Source organism: Caballeronia arvi (assembly GCF_001544695.2).
Lineage (GTDB): Bacteria > Pseudomonadota > Gammaproteobacteria > Burkholderiales > Burkholderiaceae > Caballeronia > Caballeronia arvi.
The window spans coordinates 183,162-210,160 of sequence record NZ_FCOM02000001.1 but is presented as its reverse complement, the minus strand read 5'-3'; the positions used below and the strand labels follow the sequence as shown (position 1 = coordinate 210,160).

Genomic DNA, 26,999 nt, shown 5'->3' with positions numbered 1-26,999 from the left:
TCTACTGACTTTGCTGCGTTGCATTCGCAACTTCTTGCGCGTCATTCGTAGTCCATCCTCCGCCCAACGCCTTCACGAGCGCCACCGATGTCGTGCGCTGCTGGCCGCGAATCTGCACATCCTGACGCTGACTCGTGAGCAATTGCTGCTGTGCGGTGATGACGTCGAGATACGCGACGAGCCCGCCCGAATAACGATCGTTCGCGAGCGACAGCAATCGTTGCGCATCGACCACGGCCGCATGCGATTGCTTCGCCGCGCCATCCAGCACCGACAATCCGACGATACCGTCCTGCACTTGCTGAAATGCGCCGAGCACGGTTTGCCGATAATTCGCGACCGCCGCGACATAACCTTCGTTGGCGAAATCGACGCCGGCCGCGCGACGCCCGCCATCGAACACGACCTGGCTCGCCATCGTGCCGATGGTCCACAAAAGGCTCGGCGCGGAAATCAGGCTGGAAAACGCAGTGCTTTCCCATCCGATCGTGCCGTTCAGCGTGACGCTCGGGAAGAACGCCGCGCGGGCGACGCCGATCTGCGCGTTGGCCGCCGCCATCGCGCGCTCGGCCGAGGCGACATCGGGCCTGCGTTGCAGCACGTCGCTGGGCACGCCGAGCGGTATCGACGGAAGCGGGCTGTCATCCAGCGCGGGCGCGATGGCGAATTGCGGCGCGGGCGTGCCGACGAGCGCAGCGATCGCATGCTCGAACTGCGCGCGCTGATTCACGAGCAGTTGCGCCTGCACGCGCGTCTGATCGAGCAGGGCTTGCTGCTGCAATACATCGAGGCCCGACACGGCGCCCAGATCATGCTGCGCTTTCACGTAATCGAGCGCCTTGTTTTGCAAATCGACGGAGCGGTTCAGCACGTCGATTTCGGCATCGAGCTCGCGCATCGAGAAGTAATCGCTCGCGAGATCGGTCGTGAGCACGAGCCGCGCATTGGCGAGATCGTCGCGCGACTGGTCGGCCGTGGCGTGCGCGGCTTCCACTTCGCGTCGAATGCGGCCGAAGAGATCGACGTCGTAATCGACGGTCGGCGCGAGCTTCAGATCGTTCTGCACGGTCGAGCTGTTCGGCGTCGCGTAGTTGTTCACGGGCCGGTTCTTCGATATGCGCGAGCGCGAAGCATTTGCGCCGAGATCGACTTCCGGCAGCGTGAGCGCCGATGTTTGCGCGAGCGTCGCGCGGGCCTGCGCGTAATGCGCGCTCGCGGCAGCGAGCGTCTGGTTCTGCGCGAGCGCCTGCGTTTCGAGGCCGTTCAGCGTGACGTCGCCGAAGCCTTGCCACCAGTCGAGCGCGAGCGGCGCATGCGAAGGCTCGCCGACGCGCCAGTACGAATCCGTCTTCCAGTCCGGCGGCGCGTCGGCCATCGGGCGATGATAATCAGGCCCGACCGTGCAGGCCGCGAGCATCGAAACGAGCGCAATACAAAAGGCGGCTTTCATGACGCGGCCTTGCCTTGCTGCGGCGCGATGACGACATGATCGCCGTCCGCGATCGAATCGCTCGGGTTGATGATGACCTTGTCGCTCGCGTCGATGCCGCTCTCGATTTCGAGCGATTGCCCGAGGTCCTGCGCGATCACGATCTTGTGCAGATGCACGCGACCGTCTGCATCGACGACGGCGACACGCGGGCCTTCCGCGCGAAACAGCAGCGCGTTGCCCGGCACGAGCAGCCGCGCGTGCGCGGTGGCGGGCAACGCGACCTGCACATACGCGCCGGGACGCAGACGGCCGTCGGCGTTCGGCAACGTCACTTCGATCTGCAAGGAGCGCGTGGGCACGTCGATCGCGCCGGAGATATGCGTGATCTTGCCGTGAAACTGCTCGCCCGGCAGCTCGGCCTGCATCACGGTCACGTCCTGGCCGACCTTCGCGTTTTGCGCATACGCCTGCGGCATCTGCACGAACACGCGCAGCGGATCGGACTGCGCGAGCGCGAACAGCGCGCGGCTCGTGCCGCTGCCCGCATCGATGAGATCGCCGACATCCACATTGCGCTGCGTAACGACGCCTGCGAACGGCGCGACGATGCGCTTGAACGATTCGAGCTGACGCAGGCGCTTCACGTTGGCATCGGCGGCGGCGAGATTCGCAACGCCCTGGTTGTACGTGCTCTGACGTTCATCGAGCTCCTGTTGCGAGACCGCGTCGCGCTGACGCAATTGCTGCCAGCGTTGCAGCGAACTCTTCGCGAGGCCGAGGCTCGATGCAGTCTGATCGCGTTGCGCGACGGCCTGCGCGAGTTCCTGATCGATCTCGGGCGTATCGAGATCGGCGAGCAACTGGCCTTGCTTCACGCGCGCGCCGATATCGACATACCAGTGCAGCAAATAACCGGTCGAGCGCGCATAGATCGGCGATTCGACGAAACCGCGCAACGTGCCCGGCAAGGTGATTTCGCCGCCGCCGTCGGTTTGCGTCGGCGTGACCACATTCACGTATTGCTGCGCGTTTTGCTGCGTGCTCGCGGCCATCGAGCGGTTGTGCATCATGTCTGTGACGACGGTGCGCGCGGCGCCGATCGCGAGCAGCGCGAGCACGATGACGAGCGCGATCTTCGCGCGTTTCCATTCCGCATGGCGCGGCGGCAGCGCGGGGCCTTCGTCCGGGTCGCGTGCGGGAATCGCAAGCGATGCATGGTTCTTTTCGGTCATGTTCGTTCGAAATGCTGTGAAGTCAGTGTTGGCCGTTGCCGTCTACGTGTTGCGATGGATGCTCGCGGCCCGCGCGACGTGCGAGCCGTGCATGAATGCCCGCAAAGACGAGCGGCACGAAAAAGAGCGTGGAAACCGTGGCGAACAGCAGGCCGCCGATCACCGCGCGGCCGAGCGGCGCGTTCTGCTCCGCGCCTTCGCCGAGGCCGAGCGCCATCGGCACCATGCCGATGATCATCGCGAACGCGGTCATCAAAACCGGACGGATGCGGCTCGCGCCCGCTTCGAGCGCGGCGGTGAGCGGCGGCATGCCGGCATTCAGGCGCTGGCGCGCGAACGAGACCATCAGAATGCTGTTCGCGGTAGCGACGCCCATGGTCATGATGGCGCCGGTGAGCGCGGGCACGCTCAAATGTGTGCCGGTGAGAAACAGCATCCAGATGATGCCCGCGAGCGCGGCCGGCAATGCGCTCACGATGATGAGCGGATCGACCCACGACTGAAAGTTCACGACGATCAGCAGATACACGAGCACGATCGCCGTCGCGACGCCGAGGCCGAGACCGAAGAACGACGTGCGCATCGTTTCGACCTGGCCGCGCACGACGATCTGACTGCCGCGCGGAAGCGTCTTACGCGCTTCATCGACGAGATGGTTCACCTGCCGCGCGACGCCGCCGAGATCGCGTCCTTCGACGCTCACGAAGAGATCGATCACGGGCCGGATGTTGTAGTGCGTGACCACCGCGAACTGCGTGCGCGGCGAGAGCCGCACGAGATTGCCGAGCAGTTGCGTCGGCCCGTTGAGCGATGCGGATACGGGCGTGCGCAGCAGTTCATCGATCGATGAAACCTGATATTGCGGCGTCTGCACCGCGAGGTTGTATTCGACGCCATTGCGCGGATTGAACCAGAAGCCCGGCGCGGTTTGCGAGCTTCCCGACAGCGAGACGAGCACGTTCTGCGCGACGTTACTCGCGGAAAGATTCAGTTGTTGCAGGCGCGTGCGGTCCATTTGCAGGTCAATGGCCGGCTCGTCGAGCTTCTGCTGAATGTGCGTATCGACATTGCCGGGAATCATGCGGATCTGCTTCATCAGCTTGCTCGCAGCTTCGAAGTTCGCTTGGCCGTTCTGCCCTTGAATCTGCACGTCGATGGCTGCGGGCAGGCCGAAGTTCAGGATCTGCGTGACGATATCCGCGGGCTGAAAGAAGAACTCGACGCCGGGGAAGCGGCGCGGCAGGAGCGCACGCAATTCGTCGATGTACTTCTGCGTCGGCGCGTGATCTTCCTTGAGCGCGACCTGAATCTCGCCGTCGAGCGTGCCGATCGTGCCCGCGTTGCTGTACGAGAGATTGATGCCGCTATAGGGCAAGCCGAGGTTGTCGAGGATCGTCGCGAGTTCGTCTTGCGGCACGACCTGGCGCACGACCTTTTCGACTTCATCGGCGAGGCGCGCGGTTTCCTCGATGCGCGTGCCGGTCGGCGCACGCATGTGCATGCGGATATCGCCCGCATCGACGCTCGGGAAGAAGTCTTCGCCGAGCACGAACACGAGGCCCGCGGAAAGCAGGCAGAAACCGAGAAACAGCGACGCGAACATGCGACGGCGCACGAGCAGCGTCGACAGAATCACGATATACGCACCACGCATGCGCTCGAAGCCGCGATCGAAGCGGCGATGCAGCCGCATGAAGAGATTCGGCTTCGCCTTCGCATCGGGCGCGTGCGCGTGGCCCATCAAGAGCATCGCGAGCGTCGGCACGAGCGTGCGCGACAGGATGTATGACGCGAGCATCGCGAACACGACGGCTTCGGCGAGCGGCACGAACAGGAACTTGGCGACGCCGGTGAGAAAGAACATCGGCACGAACACGATGCAGATGCACAGCGTCGACACGAGCGCGGGCACGGCGATTTCACCGGCGCCTTCGAGAATCGCGTCGTGCAGATTCGTGCCCATGTGCAGATGCCGTTCGATGTTCTCGATCGTCACCGTGGCATCGTCGACGAGAATGCCCACCGCGAGCGCGAGGCCGCCGAGCGTCATGATGTTGATGGTCTGCCCGAGCGCATGCAGCACGATCAGCGACGAGAGTATCGAGAGCGGAATCGAGATCGCGATGATGCACGTGCTGCGCCAGTTGCCGAGAAAGAGCAGGATCATCGCGGCGGTGAGCGCGGCGGCAATGAGCGCTTCACGCACCACGCCTTGCACCGCCGCTTTCACGAACACGGACTGATCGAAGAGCGCGCTGATCTTCAGATCGGGCGGTAACGACGCACGCGCTTGCGGCAAGAGATCGTGCAAGGTGTTGACGATGGAAAGCGTCGACGCATTGCCGTTCTTCAATACCGAAATCAGCACGCCGCGCCTTCCGTCCTGCCGCACGATATTGGTTTGCGGCGAGAAGCCGTCGCGCACGTGTGCGACTTCACGCAGATAGGTGGTCGCGCCGTTGATCGTGCGCACAGGAATGTCGTTCAGGCCCGCGACGGTCGCGGGCGAGCCGTTCATGTTGATCGTGTATTCCTTCGGGCCGATCTTCGCGGTGCCCGTCGGCAGAATCAGGTTCTGTGCGTTGACGGCCTGCACGACATCCGTCGGCGTGAGGCCCTTGGCGAGCAGCGCGCGCGTATCGAGATCGACGGATATGAGGCGCGTCTTGCCGCCATAGGGATAGGGCACGGCCGCGCCGGGAATCGTCACGAGTTGCGGGCGCAGGAAGTTGAGCGCGGTGTCGTTCAGATCCTGCTCGGACTGCTTCGGGCTCGACAGGCCCAATTGAATCACCGGAATGCTCGATGCTGAATAGCTGATGACGAGCGGGGGCGTCGCGCCTGGCGGCATCTGCTTCAACTGCGCCTGCTCGACCGCGACGGTCTGCGCGATCGCGGTCTGAATGTTCGCGGTGGGCTGCAGAAAGAGCTTGATGATCGCGATGCCTTGCAGCGATTGCGACTCGATGTGCTCGATGTTGTTCACCGTGGTCGTGAGGCTGCGCTCGTTGACCGACGTGATGCGGTTGGCCATGTCCTGCGCGGAGAGGCCCGTGTAGTTCCAGATGATGCTGACGACGGGAATATCGATTTCAGGCAGTACGTCCACCGGCGTCGTCACGAGGACGAAGGGCGTTGCCAGCAGAATCATGATGGCCATCACGATGAACGTGTATGGCCGCTTGAGGGCAACGTTGACTATCCACATTGAGTCGTTCGGAAGATGCTGGGGAAGGGCGTCGCGAAAGATGCGAGTGCGGCGCGCGAGATGCAATGACGGCGCGAGCCGCGCGGTGCGCCATCGGTGTCGCTATGGTAGTGGCGGGGTGCCAACGACAATGTGACGCGAATATGGCGTCGTTGTCAGATTAGGCGATTTGAAAGCAAGCTTGCGAAAGCGCGCGGTCAGGACCGCGTGCGTCTGTCACATATAACGGGAATAGCGCGGTTTGATTGCAGGTAACGTCCTGCATCGGTGCGTCAGCGAGACGGCGCGGGATCGTTCGCAGTGGCGGGAGCCGCGCGTGTCTCGTCGGAAAAACGGGCGAAGCGTTATTGCGCGTTCTGCGGCGTCGCGCCTTGTCCGGAAGCGGAAGTGCCGTCAGAGGACGAGCCATACGCAGTCGACGGCTGCAGCTTTTGTTCTGCTGCCTGGATGTTGTCCGGATAGAAGGCGTCGCGTTCGGACGGGTTATAGCCGGCTTGCTCGACGCGTTGCAGATCCTGCCTGACCTGTGCCCGCGTGAGGCCTTCGCTTTGTGCGAGCGCGGCGAGCGGCGCGGCGGCAAGCGCAATGACGGCGATGCGTGTGATTAATTTCATGACGTACTCCTCATGCGAGTGAAGGTTGAACGTGGCGTGCAGCGTCGCACAGCCACCCTCGAATTCTATTTGTCGTACCGTGACGACATGCTGGCGATCACGTGGCGCATTGGTCAGATTGGAACGAGCGATCAACGTGAAGTGAAGCTATGGAAGGGGCATCTGTCATCGCGCGTAGCCGATGTTAGACTCGCCCGCGTAAGGCGTTTCGTAAGCCGTTCGACGTCGCGTGCCGTCCCGGATATCGAGTAAGGAACACAACAATTGCCCTTCAATCTGCCGACCACGGCCACCGCGCCGTTTTGTCCATCGGAAGTCAAAGGCTCGGTCGCCGTTTCGCCGGGCGCGCCGCTCTGGAAAAAGCTCTTGCAGTTCGCGGGGCCGGGTTTGCTCATTTCCATCGGCTATATGGATCCGGGCAACTGGGCGACGGATATCGAAGCCGGTTCGCGTTACGGCTATAACCTGCTGTTCGTCGTCGTCCTGTCGAGTCTCGCGGCAATGGTGCTGCAATGTCTTTCGATGCGCCTTGGCATCGTCACGGGAAAGGATCTCGCGCAGTTATCGCGTGAACGCTATTCGAAGCCGGTCGCGAACGTGCAATGGATGCTCGCGGAGTTATCTATCATCGCGTGCGATCTCGCGGAAGTGCTCGGCGGCGCGCTCGCGTTTCATTTGCTGTTCGGCGTTTCGCTGATATGGGGCGTCATTCTGACGGCATTCGATACGCTCATCGTGCTCGGATTGAAAGGCAAGAACTTCCGCGATCTCGAAGCGATCATGCTCGGTCTCATCGCGACGATCGGCGTCGGTTATATCGTCGAACTCGTGCTCGTGAAGCCGCATTGGCCATCGGTGGCGGCGGGGCTCGTGCCGTCGATTCATGCGTTGAGCGATCGCGAGCCGCTGTATCTCGCGATCGGCATTCTCGGCGCGACCGTGATGCCGCATAACCTGTATCTGCATTCGTCGATCGTGCAGACGCGCGTCGTCGATCGCGACACGAAAAGCCTTGCATCGGCGATCAATCTTTCGCGGCTCGATACGATCGTGTCGCTCATTCTTGCCTTGCTCATCAATGCGGCGATTTTGATTCTCGCTGCATCGGCGTTCCATGCGACGGGGCATACGCAAGTCACCGAGATCGAGGACGCCTATAAGCTGCTTGCGCCGATCGTTGGTACTGGGCTTGCGGCGATTCTTTTCGCGGTGACGCTGTTTGCGTCAGGGCAGAGCTCGACCTTTACAGGAACGATCGCTGGGCAGGTCATCATGGAAGGCTTTCTGCGGCTGAAGATTCCGTGTTATCAACGCAGATTCATTACGCGGGCGCTGGCTCTCGTGCCGGCCCTGATCGGCGTCTATCTGATGGGCAATGGTGCGGTCGGCAAGCTGCTTGTGGCGAGTCAGGTGGTATTGAGCCTGCAATTGCCGTTCGCGCTTTATCCGCTGATTCGCATGACGAACGATCGTGAGTTGATGGGGCAGTTCGTGAACAAGCCGTTTATGAAGCTCGTCGCGTGGGCGCTGTTCGCGGTGATCAGCGCGGCGAATGTGTGGCTCGTAGTGCAGACGGGGATGGAGTGGTTCGCCTGAATGAAAAAGCGCTATGCATCTTTTGGAATGCATGGCGCTTCATCAAACCCACCAACTCGCCTCACTTCGCCATCGCCACCGACACATTCGTCCTCGCCGCCACAGCGGCCGGAATCGCGCCATCGACAGGCCGTGTTTCATCCACCGTCGTGCGTCCGCCATCGCGGAAAAACGCCTGCTCCGCAGCCTTGTTCAGCACGAGAATACTGATCCGCCGATTCGTGGGCTCATCGACGACATCTTTATTCAAAGGCAGAACGTCCGCGAGACCGCGCACCTGTAGCACCTTGCTTTCCTTCATTCCGCCCGCAACCAGCGCGCGCCGCGCGGCATTTGCCCGCTCGCCCGACAGCTCCCAGTTCGAATAGCCCGCCTGATTGCCGGAGTAGGGCACGGCATCGGTGTGTCCTGCGATCGACACGCGGTTATCGACATCATTCAACGACGCGCCGATGTTCGTCAGGATCGTCGTCACATAACTTTCGAGCCTGAAGCTGCCCGATGCGAACATCGGCCGCTTGAGCGAATCGACGATCTCGATGCGCAAGCCTTCGCTCGTAATCGCAATGCGGATCTGATCCTTGTATGCGCGCAGCGCGGGCATTTGCTCGATCAACGCCATGAGCTTCTGCTTGAGCTGCTGCAGCTTTTGCAGATCTTCCATCGCAACGGACGCGCGCGCGATCGATTGCGGCACCGGCTGCGTCTGGCTCTTCTTGCCTTCACCGGGACGCGTGCTCGACAAATCCTTGCCGCCGCCCGTGATGACGCTCGTATGCGCCGATGCACCGCCGTCGTTGCCGAACAGCGCGGACAACGGCGTGTTGAAGTACTGCTCGATGCCTTCCTTGTCGTACTTCGAGGTCGATCCGAGCAGCCACATCAACAGGAAGAACGCCATCATCGCGGTAACGAAGTCGGCATAGGCGATCTTCCATGCGCCGCCATGATGTCCGTGACCGTGCGCCTTCTTCTTGCGCTTAACAACGACGGTGGGCGCAAGCACGGATTGCAGCGGGTCGCGCGAAGGTTTCTCAGCCATGTGCGTGCTCCTCGTGCTTTAGCCAGCCGCCTTCGGCATCTTGGTCGCGCGCACCGCGTCGTCGAGTTCCTTGAAGCTCGGGCGATCGGCGGTGAAGAGCACCTTGCGGCCGAATTCGACGGCGACCGTCGGCGCATAGCCGTTCATCGATGCGAGCAGCACGGACTTCACGCACTGGAACGGCTTCGCTTCGGCCGCGCCCTTCGCGTTCAACAGATCCGCGAGCGGGCCGATGAAGCCATACGCCAGCAAAATGCCCAGGAACGTGCCGACGAGCGCGCCCGCGATCATCTCGCCGAGCACGGCGGGCGCAGCGCCGACCGAGCCCATCGTGTGCACGACGCCCATCACCGCCGCGACGATGCCGAACGCAGGCAAGCCATCGGCCATCTTCTGGATCGCGTTCGCGGCGACCGAGCTTTCGGTGTGATGCGTCTCGAGTTCTTCGTCCATCAGGTCCTGCATTTCGAGCGCGTTCACATTGCCCGCCGACATCATCCGCAGATAGTCGACGATGAAATCGAGCAGATGATGATCCGCCATCACGTGCTCGTATTTCTGAAAGAGCGGGCTGGACTCGGGCGCATCGACATCGGCTTCGAGCGCCATCATCCCTTCCTTACGCGCCTTTTGCAGCAGTTCGTAAAGCAGCGCGATCAGCGCGACGTATTTCTCTTTGGTGTAGCCGCCGCCCTTGAACGCCTTGGGTATCGATTGCAAGGTTTTCTTGAGCGTGGCCGTCGGATTCGATACGACGAACGCGCCGATCGCCGCGCCGAAGATACACAGCAGCTCGAACGGTTGCACGAGCGCGGCGAGGTGGCCGCCGACGCCGATGAAGCTTCCGATCACCGAGCCGATGACCAGGACCCATCCGATGATGACAAACATGTTTTCTCCGCAAATGTCCGGGCGCCGCGGGCAGTGCGCGCTCGGGCTTGAGACGCGCACGACTCGCGACGCATTGTTCGCTTGTTGTGGGGCTTATCGGCTCGAAATACACGAGATTTAGGGTGACGCGCGCAAGTTTTTCTGCGCAAATGTTTGCGGAGTAAATCTTACGTTCGTTCGGTACGCCCTACGTCGAAGGTAATGGATCGCTTGTCCGGGCTTCGTCTAACATCGCCTGCATGAACTCGACCCTCGTTGCTTCCGCCGTTCAATCGACCGTCGGCGCGCTATTGCGCGAATGGCGCCAGCGCCGCCGTTTGAGCCAGCTCGATCTCGCAGGCGTTGCGGACGTCTCCACGCGCCATCTGAGCTTCGTCGAATCGGGACGCTCGCTGCCGAGCCGCGACATGCTGATGCGCCTCGCCGAGCAACTCGATGTGCCGTTGCGCGAGCGGAACACGTTGCTCGTCGCGGCGGGTTATGCGCCGCTGTATCGCGAGCGTGCGCTCGCCGATCCGCAACTCGCGGCGGCGCGGCGCGCAGTCGATCTCGTGTTGAAAGGGCACGAGCCGTATCCCGCGCTCGCGATCGATCGTCACTGGACCATGGTCGCCGCCAATGCGGCGCTCGCTCCGCTCGTCGCGTCGGCGCACGCGGAACTGCTGACGCCGCCGGTGAACGTGCTGCGCCTGTCGATGCATCCTCGGGGTCTTGCCGACGCCATCGACAACTGGCATGAATGGCGTGCGCATCTTCTCGCTCGGTTGCGACGGCAGATCGACGTATCGGGCGATGCGACGCTCGTCGCGCTGCTGACCGAACTCGACGCCTATCCCACGCCCGCGCACGCGCAGCCCGCATCGCGCGGCGAAACCGATCCGGTCGTCGTGCCCTTGCGGCTGCGCACGCCGCACGGCGTCCTGTCGTTCTTCAGCACGACGACCGTTTTCGGCACGCCTGTCGACATCACGTTGTCGGAGCTCGCGATCGAAGCCTTCTTTCCCGCCGATGACGCCACCGCCGATATCCTGCGCCAACTCGCCGATGCGCGACGCTGAGCTTGCGCCGCTTCGCGCATGCTTACAGAATTGAACCTGGCGTTAAGGTGTGAATCTATGAAGAGGCAGGCTGCGCGCTGAAGGCGTGCCGCCTTTGTCAGCTTTTGTCCAACCAACGCGGAAGACAGCGATGATTCAAACATTCGAGCAAGTGATCGGCGGGCAAAAGATGCAGTTCTGCGCGAGCATCGCGGAAGGCGGCGGGCCGGTGCGCGTCATCATCAGCCGTGCGGACTCGGCGGAGTCGCTCGTGATCGTCGAAGCCGATGGCATCATCGGCGCGATCAAGGCTGAAGTGGAAGCGCCCGATACCCTGGTCGCCGATGCTGTGCGCAAGGCGCAACAGGAGGCGCTGATCGAGCGCGCGCTGGAAACCGGCGCCGTGCAGACGACGAGCCTTTAGCCGCCCATTTATCCGGCAAACACGAAGCAATGCCCGCGCGGCTTTCGCAGCCGCGCGGGCATTGTTTTGTGCGCGTTGAAGCGGCGAGGCGCCTTACATGCGCGGCTCGCCGTTCTTCGGATCGGCGGGCACCATCGGTGTCGCGGAATCGGGGCCGTCGGGCATGTCCGGATCGTCCGGATTCGGCGGGGCGTCGGGGTCGAGCAGCTTGTCCGGGTCCGGTTCGCGGGGCTCGTCGGGGGAGCGGGGCATCGTCGACATGGTGTTCTCCTCAGGATGATGGCTCTGCGTGGTCCTTCAGGGCGATGCAACGGGCGTTCCCGCCGCTCGCGCTCACTCGGCTTCGTCCGGAACCGGGCCGCACGCACGCTTCGCGTCTTCTGTCCGCGCGCTCGCCGGATTGCTCACATGGCGCGCCGTCAACGCGGCGCACAGCAGCAGCGCGACGGAAATCCACGCCGACCAGCGCACTGCCTCGACGATATGTCCCGCGCCCGCCGCGCCCTCGCCGTGACCCGCGAGCGCGCCGAACGCCGCGACGCCGATCGCGCCCGCCGCCTGCCGCGCGGTGTTCAGCACCGCCGAGGCCGTCCCCGCGCGCTGCTGGCCAACGGTGCCGAGCAGCGCGGTCGTCATCGCGGGAACCGCGAGGCCCATCCCGGACGGAATCAGCAGAAAAGGCACGAACAGCGCGGCCGTGGGCGTCGTCGCATCGACGAAGGCGAGCGCGGCAAAACCGGCGGCATCGAGCAACGCGCCGAAGATCATCGGGCCGCGCGAGCCGAAGCGCGCTACCACGGGACCGCTCGCCAGGTTCGAGATCAGGAAGCCGCCGGTCAGCGGCAGGAACGCGAGGCCGGTCTGCAAGGGCGTATGGCCGAGCACGCGCTGCAGGTACAGGCTCAGAACGAACACCATCCCATAATAGGTGAGATTCACGCCGATGCCGAAGACCACCGACGCACCGAACGTGCGCTCGTGAAACAGCGAGAGCGGCAGCATCGGCGCGCGGCTCGTGCGTTCGATGGCGATGAACGCCCCGCCCGCCGCCAGCGCGAGCACGAGTCCACCGATGACGAGCGGATGCGCGGCCCCGAGCGGGCGCAGTTCGATCACCGCGCCGACGAACGCCGCGAGCGCGACGATCGCGAGCGCCTGGCCGGGCAGATCGATGCCGCGCGCTTGATCCGCGTGCTTCGGACGCGTCCGGTCGACCCACAGGAGCGTCGCCGCGATGCCCGCCGCGCAGATCGGCAGATTGACCCAGAAGATGCTGCGCCACCCGAAGGCCGCGATCAGCAGGCCGCCGACGATCGGCCCCGCCGCGATGGACACCGCGCCCGCCGCCGTCCACAGCCCGACCGCCCGCGCACGGAGGCGCCGGTCGTGGCCGCAGGCCGCGTTCAGCAGCGCGAGCGAGTTCGGCAGCATCGCCGCCGCGCCGACGCCTTGCAGCGCGCGGGCGGCGATCAGTTGCGGCGCATCGGCCGAAAAGGCGCACGCGAGCGACGCCAGCGCGAACAGCGCGAGCCCGCCCGCGAACATGCGCCGCGCGCCGAAGCGATCACCGAGCGAACCCGCGGAGAGCATCAGCGCGGCGAACGCGAGCGCGTAGCTATCGACGGTCCATTGCAGGCTCGCGACGCTCGCGCGCAGATCGTGGCCGATGCTCGCGAGCGCGACATTGACGATCGAGACATCGAGTTGAGAAACGACGAAACCGACGCTGGTCGCCGTGACGATGAGCATCTGCCGTGCGGACAGATGCGTTGCGGAGGAGGAGAGGTTCGAGTTCATGCCGTTCATCGTAAGCACGGCGCGCGTTCGATGTTTCGGCCTGCGGTGAAACGTGAAAGGCAAATGAAAAATGGCGCGCCGCATGAACGGCGCGCCATGCCACGATGAAAACTTAACGCGTTTCCCTGATGAAAAGCGTCGTCAGCGCGCCGACCGCGCACAGCGCGCCGACGTAGAGCGCGGGCGCCATCGGGCTCGATTTCATCATCAGCGAGACGACGATCGGCGTGAGCCCGCCGAACACCGCATACGCGACGTTGTACGAAAACGAGATGCCCGAGAAGCGCACGGCGGGCGGAAAGGACTTCACCAGCACGAAGGGAATCGCGCCGATCACGCCGACGAAAAAACCCGCGCACGCGTACCACGGCAGCAGCGCGGAGGCATCGAGCGCGACCTGCCGGAACATCAGCCAGTACGACACGGCGAGCGCCATGCCGCCGATGAAAATCGTCTTGCCCGCGCCGATCCTGCCCGCGATCGCGCCCGCCAGCACGCAGCCGATCGTCAGGCACAGCGTCGCCGCACAGTTCGCGAGGAGCACCGTCGCCGGCGCGATGTGGAACTGCTTCTGCAGGAGCGTCGGCGTCATCAAAATCACGACGACGATCGCCGCAGAAAGCATCCATGTGAGTAGCATCGACACGATCACGGCGCGGCCGTGGTCGCGCAGCACGGCCTTGAGCGGGATCTCCGCCGCAAGCGACTTGCGCTTCTGCAATTCCGCGAAGACCGGCGTTTCATGCAGCCAGCGGCGCAGATAGACCGAGCAGAGGCCGAACACACCCCCGAGCAGGAACGGCAGACGCCACGCAAAATCCGCGACTTCGGCCGGCGCGAACGTCTTGTTGATCGCGGTGGCGATCAGCGAGCCGAGCAGGATGCCCGCCGTCAGACCGGCCGTGAGCGTGCCGCACGCGTAGCCGATATGCCGCCCCGGCACGTGCTCGGAGACGAACACCCACGCGCCCGGCACTTCGCCGCCGACGGCCGCGCCCTGCATCACGCGAAACAGAAGCAGCAGCACGGGCGCCATCAGCCCGAGCGATGCGTAGGTGGGCAAAAGGCCCATCAGGAGCGTCGGCACGGACATCAGCAGCACGGAGAGCGTGAACATGCGCTTTCGGCCGAGCAGATCGCCGAAGTGCGCCATGACGATGCCGCCGAGCGGCCGCGCGAGATAGCCCGCCGCGAAGATGCCGAAGGTCTGCAACTGGCGCAGCCAGTCGGGAATCGACGGCGGAAAGAACAGCTGGCCGATGACCGGCGCGAAGAACACGAAGATGATGAAGTCGTAGAACTCGAGCGCGCCGCCGAGCGCGGCGAGCGTGAGCGTCTTGTAATCGCCGCGCGTGAGCGCACGGCCGGCCGCGCGGGGAGCGTCGGTCAGAGGTGTTGCCTGCATCGAAAAGAGAACCCGTGAGTGGAAAAGCCACGCGAGACGCGCGGTAGGACGAGGCTTTGCCCTGCGGGATCGATGAAACGCGCCGGGTGAGCGCGAAGCGAAGGCCGAAGCGTGGCGCACACATGCGCCAGGCCTGAACCAGCGGGCGCGGATTCTGAAGTCGCCGCCCGTCTTCCGCGCTGCGCTGTGCGACGGACAGTCGCGGCGCAGCTTGCCGCGCGACGTCTCTGTAAAAACGACGGCAGCGGGAACTTTGAAGCCGAAGGCGGCATGTTACAGGACGAAAGCCACCGCAAAAGCGAAAAGCCGTTCTTTTTTGAGATGGTGGCGCGCATCGGACAGCCGGGCCGTGAGGGGCGCGCCGTCACATGCGTTGACAATTCGGACGAGTCCGATGGGAAAGGTTTGCATCGCTGCCCAGAATGCGCAGCTTGAATCCCCCGTCTCATCTCGCTACGAGACGCCCGGCGGGCCCCCGAAAGTGCGGCATCCGCCCAATGTCCCTTGGACTCATCAGGTAAGACACTATGCGCGTCGCCGTTTTGCAAACCGACCCAAGTTATCGAAATCTCATCAGCGATGTCGTCAAACGACTCGGCCACAGTTGCGTGACCTTCGGCGATGGCCTCGTGCTGTCGAAGGCGCTCTCGCGCTCCACGGTCGATCTGCTGATTCTCGACTGGAATACATCGGGCCTGTGCGGCCTGGATCTGCTGAAATCGGTGCGTTCGAGCTTCGGCGAGCGCGTGCCGGTTTTGTTCGCGACGCCGGACGGCGCCGAGCACAACGTGGTGTGCGCACTCACTGCCGGCGCGGACGATTACGTCGTCTATCCGATCCGCCCGGGCGAGTTCGGCGCGCGCGTCGAAGCGCTCCTGCGCCGCGCTTATCCCGCAACGACCAGCGCGTGCCTCGAAGTCGGCCCGTACCGCTTCGACGCCCGCCAGCAAACCGTCACCGTGCGCGGCAAGCCGGTTCAACTGAGCGGCACGCAATTCCGTCTCGCGCAATTGTTCTTCTCGAACATCGGTCGCGTGCTGTCGCGCGATCACATTTTCGCGATGGTCTGGGGCCGCGAGTTCCGCGAAACCACGCGCACGATCGACAGTCACGTTTCGCGTCTGCGTCTCGCACTGGAGATCGAGCCGGTCAACAACTTCCGCCTGCAGCCGGTGTACAAGAGCGGCTATCGCCTGCTGCATCTTTACGATGAAGGCGAAGATGCCGGCGACGATCACGCCGATCCCGAGCGTGCGCAAATCGCCGCCTGAGGCCTGAACTCGATATCAACGAAAATGCCGTCGCAATGACGGCATTTTTGTTTGGGGCCGCGTTTCTATGCTGAAATCGGCGTTCACCCGCGGGTGCAAACCGATCCGGCAAGTCTGTTCGTAGCGCCACAAAGCCTTCCCCCGACGATGATCGCTTATGCCGATATCGTCATCAAATCCGTCCAGCCGCTTCAAGACGCTTGCTTCACGCGTTTCTACGATAAGCGGCATGAAAACCATCGACATCATCGACTCGCACACGGGCGGCGAACCGACGCGCCTCGTGACCGCGGGCGCCCCGGACCTGGGGCAAGGCACGCTCGCGCAGCGTCTCGAAACGTTTCGCACGCGTTTCGACGACTGGCGCCGCGCGATCGTCACCGAGCCGCGCGGCTCCGACGTGATGGTCGGCGCGCTGCTATGCGAACCCGACGATCCCGGCGCGGCGGCGGGCGTCATCTTCTTCAATAACGTCGGCTATCTCGGCATGTGCGGGCACGGCACGATCGGGCTCGTCGCGTCGCTGGCGTATGCGGGCAGGATCGAGCCGGGGCGGCATCGGATCGACACGCCCGTTGGTCCCGTCGACGCCACGCTCAACGCGGACGGCAGCGTCAGCGTGCGCAACGTGCCGGCGTATCGGTACAGGCAAGCGGTGACGGTCGATGTGCCCAATCACGGTCCGCTCACCGGCGACGTCGCGTGGGGCGGCAACTGGTTCTTCCTCGTCGCGGATCACGGGCGCGAGCTCGTGCCCGAGCGCATCGCGGAACTGACCGCGTTCACCGAGTCGATCCGCAATGCCTTGCACGCGCAAGGCATCACCGGCGCGGATGGCGCTTACATCGACCATATCGAATTGTTCGCGGATTCTCCGGTCGCGGGCGTCGACAGCCGCAATTTCGTGCTGTGTCCGGGCAGCGCCTACGATCGCTCGCCGTGCGGCACCGGAACGAGCGCGAAGCTCGCGTGCCTCGCCGCGGACGGTCTGCTCGCGCCGGGCGATATCTGGCGTCAGGAGAGCATCATCGGCAGCGTGTTCGAGGGCAGTTATGCGATCGATCGCGACGTGCTCATCCCGACGATCACGGGCTACGCGCACGTCATGGGCGAAGGCCGGCTGGTCTTCGACGAGCGCGATCCGTTCATGCGAGGCATCGAGCCCGGCGCGCGCGCATGACGGCGGACGTGATCGTCGTCGGCGGCGGCATCGTCGGGGCGGCGTGCGCGGCGGAATGCGCGGCGCGCGGCGCGACGGTCGAGGTGCTGGAAGCGCGCGGTATCGGCGGCGGCGCGACGGCGGCGGGCATGGGCCACATCGTCGTGATGAACGATTCGCCCGCGGAATTCGCCTTGGCGCGCGCATCGCGCGAACTGTGGCTCGCGCTTGGCCCGCAACTGCGCGAGCGCGATGCGTTCACGCGCTGCGGCACGGTCTGGATCGGAGAGGACGAAGACGAACTGGACGCCGCCCGCTCGATGCGCGACGCCTTCGCGGTGGCGGGCGTGCGCGCGCACATGCTCGATCGCGCCGCGCTGCGTGAAGCCGAACCGGCGGTGAGCCACGCGATGCAAGGCGGCCTGCTGATCGACGACGACGCCATCGTGTACGCGCCCGCCGCGGCGCAGTGGCTCTTGACGTCTTCGACGCGCATTCGCGTATCGACGGGTTGCGCGGTGAGCGCCGTCGATGCCGACGACACGCACGCCAGCGTCACGCTCGCGAACGGCGAGCGGCGCACGGCCGCGCATGTGGTCGTCGCCAACGGGCTCGCGGTTCCGTCGCTGATCGCGGGCGTGCCGATCGAAGCGAAGAAAGGGCATTTGCTCATCACCGACCGCTATCCGGGCACGCTCCATCATCAGGTGCTGGAGCTCGGCTATATCAAGAGCGCGCATCACGCGCGCGGCACGTCGGTGGCGTTCAACGCGCAGCCGCGTCCGACGGGGCAGGTGCTGATCGGCTCGTCGCGGCAGTTCGGTACGCTCGATCCCGCCGTCGAAATCGACGTGCTCGGCGCGATGCTCGCGCGCGCGACGCGCTATCTGCCGGGCATCGGCGCGCTCGATGCGATCCGCGCGTGGACGGGTTTTCGCGCCGCCACGCCCGACGGCCTGCCGCTGATCGGACCGGCGCGCTTTCCCGGCGACCGGCTGTGGCTCGCGGCGGGCCACGAAGGACTCGGCGTGACGACATCGCTCGGCACCGCGAAGCTCATCGCCGCGCAGATGCTCGGCGGCCCGATTCCCTTCGATATGCCCGACACGAACGCCTTTTCCCCGCAACGATTCGCAACGGAGCACGCCGGTGGCTGATCTCGTCCACGTGACCATCGACGGCGAAACGCTCGCCGTGCCCGCCTTTACGACCGTCGCGGCCGCTATCGCGATGCGCGGCATCGGCGCGACGCGGCGCTCCGTGACCGGCGAGCCGCGCGCCGCGCTGTGCGGCATGGGCGTGTGTCACGAATGCCGCGTGACAGTCGATGGCCGCGCGTATGTGCTCGGCTGTCAGACGCTGTGCCGCGACGGCCTTTCGATCGAGACCATGCGATGAACGTCGAAGCATGCGATATCGCGATCGTCGGCGCGGGGCCGGCGGGTCTGAGCGCGGCGCGGGTGGCGGCGCAAGCGGGCGTGCGCGTCGTGCTCATCGACGACAATCCGCGCGCGGGCGGCCAGATCTGGCGGCAAGGTTCAACGCTCGCACCCGCCGCGCCGTTGCGCCAATGGCTCGATGACACGCGCCCGCACACGAACCTCGTCGTCATGAACGCGACGAAAGTGGCCGCCGCGCCCGGCGACAAGCGGCTCTTGCTGGAACGCGACGGCGCACCGCTCATGCTCGCGTATTCGAAGCTGATTCTCGCCACCGGCGCGCGCGAGCGGCTCTTGCCGTTCGAAGGCTGGACGCTGCCCGGCGTCACGGGCGCGGGCGGCTTGCAGGCGCTCGTCAAGGGCGGCATGCCGGTGCGCGGCGAGCGCATCGTCGTGGCGGGCAGCGGGCCGCTGCTGCTCGCCGTCGCCGATACCGCCCGCCGTCACGGCGCGCATGTCGCCGCGGTGATCGAACAGGCGCCGTGGGCGCGTGTCGCACGCTTCGTCGCGTCGCTGGCGCTGACGCCGGGCAAGCTGGCGCAGGCCGTCGCGCTCGGCGCGGTGCGTTACCGGACGGGCAGTGTCGTCGTGAAGGCGCACGGCGATGCACGCGTCGAAGCGGTCACGGTTCGCACGCGCGGACGCGACGTCACGCTTGCCGCGGACCGCATCGCGTGCGGCTATGGGCTCGTGCCGAACGCGACGCTTGCGCTCGCGCTTGGCTGCACGATCGGCGATAGCGACGGCGCGATACACGTCGACGATGCGCAGCGCACATCGCGAACCGATATCTTCGCGGCTGGCGAATGCACTGGCATCGGCGGCATGGAACTGGCGAGCGTCGAAGGCGCGCTGGCGGCGCACGCGGCGCTCGGCACGACCGCGCACGCCGGTCTCGTGCGTCTCGTGCGCGAGCGCGATCGGTGGCGCGCGTTCGCGCAACGCGTGGCGCGGGCGTTCGAACTGGGCGCCGACGCGCGCGCGATGCCATCGCCCGACACGTTGCTGTGCCGTTGCGAGGATGTGTCGATCGGAGAAACCGCCGTACACGCGAACTGGCGCGACGCCAAGCTTCAGACGCGCTGCGGCATGGGACGCTGTCAGGGACGCATCTGCGGCGAGGCGGCATCGGTGTATTTCGGCTGGCCGAGTGCGGCGGCGCGTCCGCCGTTCGCGCCGGTACGCATCGACACGCTGATTGCGGCGCGCGATCACGCCGGACCGATCGTTCGATAGTGGGGCGAGCGCGAATTTCGACCGCGCGTGCGCGCTCCTATAATCGGTCGTCCCTACCGAAACCCCGCGGATGACCAGCTCGACCCTCATGACCAGCACGCTGCCGATCGTGCAAACCGCATCGACGTTCTCCGAGATGCTCGCGCATTTCGCGCTGCTCGCGCCGGTCTTCGACGCGATGCCCGACATCGTGTTCTTCGTGAAGGACCGCGACGCGCGCTACGCGATGGTCAATCGCACGCTCGCGCGCCGCTGCGGACACAAGGACGACAAGTCGGCGCTCATCGGCAAGACTGCGGAGGACGTGTTTCCGCGGCGCTTCGGGCGCATCTATACGGCGCAGGATCAGGCGATCATCGCGCAGGGGCATCAGCTCATCGATCAGCTCGAACTGCATCTCTATCCCGGACGCGAGCCCGGCTGGTGCATGACATGCAAAGTGCCGCTCCATGACCGGCACGGGCATATCGTCGGGCTCGCGGGCATCTCGCGTGATCTGCAGGCCGCCGAAGGCACGCATCCCGCCTACAGCCGGCTTGCAGCGGTGGTTCAGCACATTCAGGAAAATTACGTGCAGCCGCTCAACATGCGGCAGCTCGCGCAGATGGCGAACATGTCGATCGCGCAGCTGGAGCGGTACTTCCACAAGGTCTTCCATCTGACGCCGCGTCAGGTGCTCCTGAAGACGCGGCTCGATGCGGCCACCGCGCTGCTCGTCTCGCAGGCGAAAGTCACCGATGTCGCCGCGCTGTGCGGCTACACCGATCACAGCGCGTTCACGCGTCAGTTCAAGGCGACCGTCGGCATCACCCCGAGCGAATACCGCGCGCTATTGCAGGCGGGGACGGCGAGCGGGTCGCGCCCCGATTACGTGCGGGATACAAACGTCTGACGGGAAATCAGGGCAAGGCCGATGCCGGAATTACACGGTCGTGCGTGGGGATCGTGAATCCGGCCGGCGCGCGTGAGCCGAAACGTCCGCCGGATGCGGCGCTGGCGGCCATCGGATGCGAGCCGGTTCGGATCTTGCTTATTCAGGCACGCAGCGACCGGCCAGCTTTGCGCGCCGGCGCTGTCGAAACCGCGTGGCGTTCCGCACCGGCGCACACACGGCGTAAATAGCGGTGCGTTCGGAATTCCCGCCGCCTTTTCGTGTCAATCAAGTGCGCGCACCCTCGCGCGCGCGGCGGCGACAAGTTGGAGACCTCCGCGAGAATTCCGTTTTTAGCAGTTGAAAACAACATCATGAGCGAAGTAGCAAGACTGGGGCATATGCGGATCGTACTCATCGAAGACGATCCCGAAAGCAGGGCATCACTGCAAATGTTGCTGGAGGAAGAAGGTGCGGAAGTCGTAGCCGTGCCCGACGCCGAAGACGGCGCGCAGGCGGCGATCGAGCATCTTCCCGATGCGGTGATCTGCGATCTGGACCTGCCCGAAATGGACGGTTTTTATCTCATCCAGCGTTTGCGCGATCACGAGATACGCGGCAATCTGCCGCCGTCCGTGGCTATCGCGCTGACGGGACACGGCGGCGACGAGTATCGATTACGCAGCATCGGCGAGGGTTTTCAGCATTTCATGACGAAGCCCGTGCATCCCGATGAACTCGTCACGCTGATCCAGGACGCGGCTGGCGCGCGCGTTGTGATGTAAGCGTGATCTGAGTGCGATGTGAGCGATAGTTGGCGCCGCCCGTGACAGGCGGCGCGCATCGACGATCTAAGACCGGTCGCGGTTGCGCGCCCGAGTCGCGCCCGTGATCACGGCGATACCGAGCATGATGACGGCGACGATCATGATCGTGTGCTGCGCGACGTGCATCGCCACCAGCGCCCAACACACGCCGCCGATAAAAATCAGCCAACCGACGAGATAAATGACTAGCGTCATCGACTTCTCCTTTTTTCGTTGTGTACGGAAATCGTAGTGCGGCCTTCATGAAAGGGCCTTATCCTTTCGACGCCCGGGCGCGCATAAGTTCATCGGATGCAAGGGGCGTACCGCGGCGGCATCGTCGAACTTGAAAACAAGAGCCAAAGCCATGCTGACCGTGCACCACCTCAACAACTCCCGTTCCCAACGCGTGCTCTGGATGCTCGAAGAGCTCGGTGTCGAATACGAGCTGAAGCGCTATCAACGCGATCCGCGCACGATGCTCGCGCCGCCCGAATTGCGCGCCGTGCATCCGCTCGGCAAGTCGCCGGTCGTCACCGATGGCGATCTGACGCTCGCGGAGTCGGGCGCGATCATCGAATATCTCGTCGAGCGTTATGGCGAAGGACGTTTCTCGCCGCCGCCGGGTACGTCAGCCGAACGCGTGCGTTACAACTACTGGATGCATTACGCGGAAGGTTCGGCAATGCCGCCGCTCTTGCTCAAGCTCGTCGCGCGCCGGCTGGAGAGCGCGAAGATGCCGTTCTTCGCGAAGCCGATCGCGCGGCGCATCGCGCAGACGATGCAAAGCAGTTTCATCGATCCGCAACTGCGGCTGCACTTCGGCTATATCGAAGCCGAACTCGCCAGATCGACGTGGTTCGCCGGCGAGACCTTCAGCGCCGCCGACGTCCAGATGAGCTTCCCGCTCGAAACCGGCAGCCAGCGCGCGGGCGCGAAATCGATGCCGCATATCCGCGCATTTCTCGAACGCATCCACGCGCGGCCGGCGTATCAGCGCGCGCTGGAACGCGGCGGGCGCTACGACTACGCCACCTAGCCAATTGGCCGTTCGGCCGACCTGCCGGCGCACGCGAGGCGTTGCGTACAATCAGGTGCACGACGCAACCACTCAGCCCAAAGGCGACGCATGGCCCGAATCGTTCCCGACGACTGGAAGAACCTCGACGCGACCGGCGCGGCGGCGCGCGAACTCGAAACTCTCGCGCTCCTCGAAAAGCTGCCCGACGACTACACGGTCTATCACGGCGTCCACTGGACGCGCATCAACGAAGGTTTTTCGGTTTTCGGCGAGGCGGACTTTGTCGTGGTCGCGCCATCGGGCCGGGTGCTGATGATCGAGATGAAGGCGGGTTTCCTGCGCGAAACCAGCGCGGGCCTCGTGAAGGTTTATCTGCAGAAGGAACGCAACGTCGCCATTCAACTCGCGCGCACACTGGAGAACCTGCATCGGCGCTTCACGGCGGCGTTCGGCGCGGGCACGTATCGCATCGAGGAGTTGCTGTATTGCCCCGACTACACGGTGAAGAACGCCGCGATCGCGGGCGTTTCGCCTGCGCGCATCGTCGATGCGAGCCGCAAAGCGCAGCTCGCGCGTGTCGTGCTGGAGATTCTGCCGCCCGACGAACCGCGCTTCGAAGCGGCGGCACGCATCCATCATTTTCTCGCCGATGAACTCTCGCTCACGCCCGACACCAATGCGCTCGTCGGCGCGGCGAACACGCTCGTCACGCGCTTGTCGGGCGGGCTCGCGACCTGGGCGCGCCGGCTCGAGTTCGAGCCGTTTCGCCTGCGCGTGATTGCGACAGCCGGCGCAGGCAAGACGCAACTCGCCGTGCGCGTGATGCGCGATGCGCTCGCGCAAGGCAAGAGCGTGCTCTACGTGTGTTTCAATCGGCCGCTCGCCGACCATATCCGCGCGATCGCGCCGAAAGAGGCGAAGGTCGCGAATTATCATCAATTGAGCGCGGCCGTTGCGCGCGACGCGGGCAGCCCGCCCGATTTCAGCCAGCCCAACGTCTTCGCGACGCTCGAAGAGCGTTTCGCTGCTGTGCCCGTGCCGGAGCACTGGAAGACCGATGTGCTGATCGTCGACGAAGGTCAGGACTTTCAGGCGGCATGGGTCGAGGCGCTCGAACGCCTGCTGAATCCGGACGGCGCGTGGTGGTGGCTCGAAGATCCGATGCAGAACCTCTATCTGCGCGAGCCAGTGCCGCTGCCGGGCTGGACCATCCTGCGCGAGAGCACGAACTACCGCAGCCCGCGCGATCTGCTCGGTTTCATCCGCAAGATCGTCGGTCCTGAAGTGCGGCTCGATGCGGGCAGCCCGTTCGACGGCTCGGACGTCAGCATATCGACCTACGATGACGGCCATTCCGACGAAATCGTCGAAGCGACCAAGCGCGCGATCACACACGCGCTGTCGCTCGGTTTCCGCAAGCAGGACATCGCGGTGCTGTCGTTCCGGGGCCGCGAGGGCTCGGCGCTCACCGCCGTCGATCAGCTCGGCCCGCACCGGCTGCGCGCCTTTACCGGCAGCTACGATCTGTTCGGCAACCCGGAATATCGCGATGGCGACGTGCTGCTCGAATCGATCTATCGCTTCAAGGGTCAATCGGCGCCGTGCGTGATCCTCACGGAAGTCGATTTCGACGCGCTCGACGAGCAGGCCGCGCGCAAGATTTTCGTCGGCGCGACGCGGGCGACGATGAAGCTGATCGTGGTCGCATCCGGGCGCGCGGCCCGGGCCATTGAAGCGTTGCAGTAGCGGATGGCCGTCACGAGCACCGAACCTTCGCTGCGCGCCCACACGGCGCGCCCGTGGTTCCGCCGCCTGTGGTACGCGGCGCTGATCGCGTTCGCGGTCGCGCCGCCGATCGGCGCGGTCGGCTACATGCTGTATTCGGGGCTCATCGCGCGCGAGACGCACAGACTCGTCGTGCCCTATGACGTCTACTGGGACGCCGCGCAGTTGCAGATCGCCTACGAGCGCTTCGAGAATCACGTGCTCCTGTATCGCAATGGCATCGACGAGGACGCCGATGCCGTGCGTGTGAGCTATCGTCTGCTGCGCGCGCGGCTGACGCAGGTGTCGGCGTCGACGGGGATGGCCGATGGACACGAATCGCTCCTCAACCGGCAGCGCGAAATCCTGCGGCAATTGCAGACCGCGCTCGATTCCATTCAGGCCGACGTCGCCGGGCTCAAGGCGGAAGAGCGTCAGCACACCTTGCGCGTGATCGGCGTGCTGCGCCAGAACGCGCCGGTCGTCGCGGAACTGGCGGGCGGGCGGCGCCTCATGGATATCGCCGAGCGCGAGGCGATCGTGCGCGACTTCGACGCGAAGCGCCGCTATCTGATCTACGGCGGCATTCTGCTCGGGCTGCTGTCGGCGGCGGCGACCGCGCTCTTGCTGTTGAACGGCTATCGGCGCACGCGGCTCATCGAGCAGCAACGGGCGGCGCTCGCGGCCGAACATCAGGCGACGCGCGTCGCGCGCGAGGCCGGTGTCGCGAAGGATACGTTTCTCGGCATGATCAGCCACGAATTGCGCACGCCGCTGCACGCGATCGTTTCGTCGGTGGAACTGCTCGGCCTGAACGCGCGCGGCGACGCGGATCGCAAGATCATGCAGCGCCTGGAAGCGGGCGCGCGCCATCTCGAAGCGCAGATGCGCGATCTCACCGATTACGCGCGTCTCGGCGCGGGCAAGCTCGAACTGCGCATGGTCGTATTCGATCCGGTCGAACTGCTCGAATCCATTGTCGATGCGAACACGCCCGCCGCGAGCGCGAAGGGGCTGACGCTGCGCGGCGACTACGCAGGCGAGCGCGGGCCGATCGAATCGGACCCGCATCGCGTGCGGCAGATCGTGACCAATCTCGTCACCAACGCGATCAAGTACACCGACGCCGGTTCCATCGACGTGCATTTTGCGCGTACGGACAAGCGTCTCGATATTTCCGTGATCGACACAGGCCCGGGCATCCCGCGCGAGCAACTGCCGCTGATCTTTCAGGAATTCATGCAACTCGATTCGTCGAGCACGCGGCGCTTCGACGGCGCGGGCATGGGGCTCGCGGTCGTGCGCGGGCTCGTCGATCTGCTCGGTGGCACGATCGAGGTGTCGAGCGAAGTGGGACAGGGCGCTGCGTTTCGCGTGAGCTTGCCGGCGGTATCGGTCGCGCGCATGCCCGAGCGCGGCGAGCAGGAAGCCGACGCGCCCGAGCTGCGCCGATCGCGCGTGCTCGTGATCGATGACCACGAGTCGATCCGCGATTCGCTCAGCGAGATGCTCACGCATCTGGGTTATTCGGCCGTCGCGTTGCCGGATGTCGACAGCGCGCTCGCTTGGCTGCGCGCCAACGACGCCGACGTGATCCTCGCGGACCTGCACATGCCGGGCAAGGACGGTTACTCGTTCGCGAACGAATACCGCTCGCGCAGCGCGCCGGGCGCGAGCGTGCCGATCATCGCGGTGAGCGCCTACGCGCCCGAGCTGGTGGACCCGAGCGCGGTGGTGCTGTTCTTCGACTATTTGCTGAAGCCGGTGCGCTACGAGGTGCTGAAGGACGCAGTACACCGCGCGGTGACGGTGCGCCGGCGCGCCGCGTGAGGGGTGGCCTCAGTGTGGTGACTAGCTGCGCATCAACCGCTTGGAAAGATCCGCGACGAGAATGCCGAGCCGCGCGGGCTTCTCGAAACACGCCACGTTGTAATCGCGAATCACCTGGCTGATCTCCGATTCGCTCGCCTTGCCCGTGGTGAGCTCGCCCGTCAGCACGAAAACCGGCGCATCCGGATTGTCCGACTCGCGCACCGCGCGGATCGCGTCCGCCGACGTATGCACGCCGAACAGCCAGTCGATCACGACGGCATCGAACACTTGTGCCTGAAGCGTTTCGAGAAAGGCGTCGAGGCCGTAAAACGCCATCGCCGTGAAGCCGGTGGCTTCGAGATAGTCGTGCAGATTGTCGGCGGAGGCGTGATCGTCGTCGACCACGGCGATCACCGGCTTATCGGTGTCCGTGCGGCGCGGCTGGATCTCGATCTTGTGGACGTCGCACGCTTCGTGCAGCAGCACGCCTTCATGCTTCGTCACGATCCAGCGGCCGTTGAGCTTCTGCGCGATGAAATCCGGACGGCTGCCCGCTTCGAGCGCGTTGCCGACCCACGCCATGCACGCAATTTCGAGCGAACCGAGCTTCAGGACGGCATCGTGCGCGGTGCCTTCGGTATCGTCGGGGCGCGTGTTGATCGAATCGAAGAGCTTCAGCGCGGGCTCGTCGAAGGCATCGGCGACGCGGCGGATCTGCGCGAGCGTCCACGGACTGTTGCCGCGCAGTTTGCGATGACCCTGCGAAAAACTCAGGTCGAGAATACGGCACAGCTCGGCGGTCTGCTGCCGCTTTCCGATGCCATGACGGGCCATGAGTTCGCGCACGCGTTCGGCGACGGCGAGCGATTCGGAGGAAGACGTTTCAGTGACCATACAGCCAGTCGGGGGCGTGAGGGTGAGACCGCTAAAGGCGTGGTTCGG

General features: G+C 64.8%; 24 protein-coding genes. 13 read left to right on the top strand and 11 right to left on the bottom strand.

Features of this window, described 5'->3' with window-relative positions; translation table 11 throughout:
* Position 1: 1 nt before the first annotated feature.
* The 4 genes from AWB74_RS00955 to AWB74_RS00940 form a co-directional block, all read right to left on the bottom strand.
* On the bottom strand, positions 2-1,450 hold the full coding sequence (locus AWB74_RS00955) for an efflux transporter outer membrane subunit (protein ID WP_061144900.1): 1,449 nt from the start codon (positions 1,448-1,450) through the stop codon (positions 2-4).
* Entirely contained in the window at positions 1,447-2,664 is a 1,218-nt protein-coding gene (locus tag AWB74_RS00950; protein ID WP_061144899.1) for an efflux RND transporter periplasmic adaptor subunit, read from the bottom strand. The genes AWB74_RS00955 and AWB74_RS00950 overlap by 4 nt, the downstream gene beginning before the upstream one ends.
* A gap of 22 nt (positions 2,665-2,686) precedes the next feature.
* A complete protein-coding gene (locus AWB74_RS00945; RefSeq protein ID WP_061144898.1) occupies positions 2,687-5,872 on the bottom strand; it encodes an efflux RND transporter permease subunit in 3,186 nt (1,061 codons plus the stop codon).
* Between the two features lie 344 nt (positions 5,873-6,216).
* Positions 6,217-6,486, bottom strand: coding sequence for a DUF4148 domain-containing protein (locus AWB74_RS00940; protein ID WP_061144897.1), 270 nt, complete (start codon positions 6,484-6,486; stop codon positions 6,217-6,219).
* A 264-nt stretch (positions 6,487-6,750) separates the two neighbouring features.
* On the opposite strand from AWB74_RS00940, the gene AWB74_RS00930 reads away from it, so the two are divergent.
* Complete coding sequence (locus AWB74_RS00930) at positions 6,751-8,082, top strand: Nramp family divalent metal transporter (RefSeq protein ID WP_061144895.1); 1,332 nt, start codon at positions 6,751-6,753, stop codon at positions 8,080-8,082.
* Between the two features lie 61 nt (positions 8,083-8,143).
* On the opposite strand, the gene motB is transcribed toward AWB74_RS00930, so the two are convergent.
* Both motB and motA read right to left on the bottom strand, forming a co-directional pair.
* Positions 8,144-9,124, bottom strand: coding sequence for a flagellar motor protein MotB (gene motB, locus AWB74_RS00925; protein ID WP_061144894.1), 981 nt, complete (start codon positions 9,122-9,124; stop codon positions 8,144-8,146).
* Between the two features lie 18 nt (positions 9,125-9,142).
* The gene (gene motA, locus AWB74_RS00920) at positions 9,143-10,015 is read right to left on the bottom strand and encodes a flagellar motor stator protein MotA (RefSeq protein ID WP_061123595.1); all 873 of its coding nucleotides are present in this window, start codon (positions 10,013-10,015) and stop codon (positions 9,143-9,145) included.
* Between the two features lie 239 nt (positions 10,016-10,254).
* Between motA and AWB74_RS00915 the strand changes: the two genes are divergently transcribed.
* Positions 10,255-11,073, top strand: a complete 819-nt coding sequence (locus AWB74_RS00915) for a helix-turn-helix domain-containing protein (protein WP_061144893.1) — start codon at positions 10,255-10,257, stop codon at positions 11,071-11,073.
* Positions 11,074-11,203: 130 nt separating this feature from the next.
* On the top strand, positions 11,204-11,476 hold the full coding sequence (locus AWB74_RS00910) for a hypothetical protein (RefSeq protein ID WP_061123485.1): 273 nt from the start codon (positions 11,204-11,206) through the stop codon (positions 11,474-11,476).
* A gap of 93 nt (positions 11,477-11,569) precedes the next feature.
* On the opposite strand, the gene AWB74_RS46320 is transcribed toward AWB74_RS00910, so the two are convergent.
* From AWB74_RS46320 to AWB74_RS00900, 3 genes are all read right to left on the bottom strand, one after another.
* Positions 11,570-11,728, bottom strand: a complete 159-nt coding sequence (locus tag AWB74_RS46320; RefSeq protein ID WP_160110222.1) for a hypothetical protein — start codon at positions 11,726-11,728, stop codon at positions 11,570-11,572.
* Positions 11,729-11,809: 81 nt separating this feature from the next.
* On the bottom strand, positions 11,810-13,282 hold the full coding sequence (locus tag AWB74_RS00905; RefSeq protein WP_061145237.1) for an MFS transporter: 1,473 nt from the start codon (positions 13,280-13,282) through the stop codon (positions 11,810-11,812).
* A gap of 103 nt (positions 13,283-13,385) precedes the next feature.
* Positions 13,386-14,678 (bottom strand): MFS transporter, encoded by a 1,293-nt coding sequence (locus tag AWB74_RS00900; RefSeq protein ID WP_061144892.1) that lies wholly within the window; start codon positions 14,676-14,678, stop codon positions 13,386-13,388.
* Positions 14,679-15,205: 527 nt separating this feature from the next.
* On the opposite strand from AWB74_RS00900, the gene AWB74_RS00895 reads away from it, so the two are divergent.
* From AWB74_RS00895 to AWB74_RS00865, 7 genes are all read left to right on the top strand, one after another.
* Positions 15,206-15,949 (top strand): response regulator transcription factor, encoded by a 744-nt coding sequence (locus tag AWB74_RS00895; RefSeq protein WP_061144891.1) that lies wholly within the window; start codon positions 15,206-15,208, stop codon positions 15,947-15,949.
* A 229-nt stretch (positions 15,950-16,178) separates the two neighbouring features.
* Positions 16,179-17,129: a 4-hydroxyproline epimerase gene (locus AWB74_RS00890; RefSeq protein ID WP_061144890.1), complete on the top strand. Its 951-nt coding sequence runs from the start codon at positions 16,179-16,181 to the stop codon at positions 17,127-17,129.
* Positions 17,126-18,265, top strand: coding sequence for an NAD(P)/FAD-dependent oxidoreductase (locus AWB74_RS00885; RefSeq protein ID WP_061144889.1), 1,140 nt, complete (start codon positions 17,126-17,128; stop codon positions 18,263-18,265). The genes AWB74_RS00890 and AWB74_RS00885 overlap by 4 nt, the downstream gene beginning before the upstream one ends.
* A complete protein-coding gene (locus AWB74_RS00880) occupies positions 18,258-18,506 on the top strand; it encodes a (2Fe-2S)-binding protein (RefSeq protein ID WP_061144888.1) in 249 nt (82 codons plus the stop codon). Before AWB74_RS00885 ends, AWB74_RS00880 begins: the two co-directional genes overlap by 8 nt.
* On the top strand, positions 18,503-19,783 hold the full coding sequence (locus AWB74_RS00875) for an NAD(P)/FAD-dependent oxidoreductase (protein ID WP_061144887.1): 1,281 nt from the start codon (positions 18,503-18,505) through the stop codon (positions 19,781-19,783). Before AWB74_RS00880 ends, AWB74_RS00875 begins: the two co-directional genes overlap by 4 nt.
* A gap of 88 nt (positions 19,784-19,871) precedes the next feature.
* A complete protein-coding gene (locus tag AWB74_RS00870) occupies positions 19,872-20,675 on the top strand; it encodes an AraC family transcriptional regulator (protein ID WP_061145236.1) in 804 nt (267 codons plus the stop codon).
* A 353-nt stretch (positions 20,676-21,028) separates the two neighbouring features.
* A complete protein-coding gene (locus AWB74_RS00865; protein WP_235012016.1) occupies positions 21,029-21,439 on the top strand; it encodes a response regulator in 411 nt (136 codons plus the stop codon).
* Positions 21,440-21,505: 66 nt separating this feature from the next.
* On the opposite strand, the gene AWB74_RS46800 is transcribed toward AWB74_RS00865, so the two are convergent.
* The gene (locus AWB74_RS46800; RefSeq protein ID WP_200821905.1) at positions 21,506-21,676 is read right to left on the bottom strand and encodes a hypothetical protein; all 171 of its coding nucleotides are present in this window, start codon (positions 21,674-21,676) and stop codon (positions 21,506-21,508) included.
* Positions 21,677-21,827: 151 nt separating this feature from the next.
* Between AWB74_RS46800 and AWB74_RS00860 the strand changes: the two genes are divergently transcribed.
* From AWB74_RS00860 to AWB74_RS00850, 3 genes are all read left to right on the top strand, one after another.
* Positions 21,828-22,499, top strand: coding sequence for a glutathione S-transferase family protein (locus AWB74_RS00860; protein ID WP_061144886.1), 672 nt, complete (start codon positions 21,828-21,830; stop codon positions 22,497-22,499).
* A 90-nt stretch (positions 22,500-22,589) separates the two neighbouring features.
* The gene (locus AWB74_RS00855) at positions 22,590-24,227 is read left to right on the top strand and encodes an ATP-binding domain-containing protein (protein ID WP_061144885.1); all 1,638 of its coding nucleotides are present in this window, start codon (positions 22,590-22,592) and stop codon (positions 24,225-24,227) included.
* 3 nt (positions 24,228-24,230) lie between these two features.
* Positions 24,231-26,075, top strand: a complete 1,845-nt coding sequence (locus AWB74_RS00850; RefSeq protein WP_061144884.1) for an ATP-binding response regulator — start codon at positions 24,231-24,233, stop codon at positions 26,073-26,075.
* A 21-nt stretch (positions 26,076-26,096) separates the two neighbouring features.
* On the opposite strand, the gene AWB74_RS00845 is transcribed toward AWB74_RS00850, so the two are convergent.
* Positions 26,097-26,951: a helix-turn-helix domain-containing protein gene (locus AWB74_RS00845; protein ID WP_061144883.1), complete on the bottom strand. Its 855-nt coding sequence runs from the start codon at positions 26,949-26,951 to the stop codon at positions 26,097-26,099.
* Between the last annotated feature and the right edge of the window lie 48 nt (positions 26,952-26,999).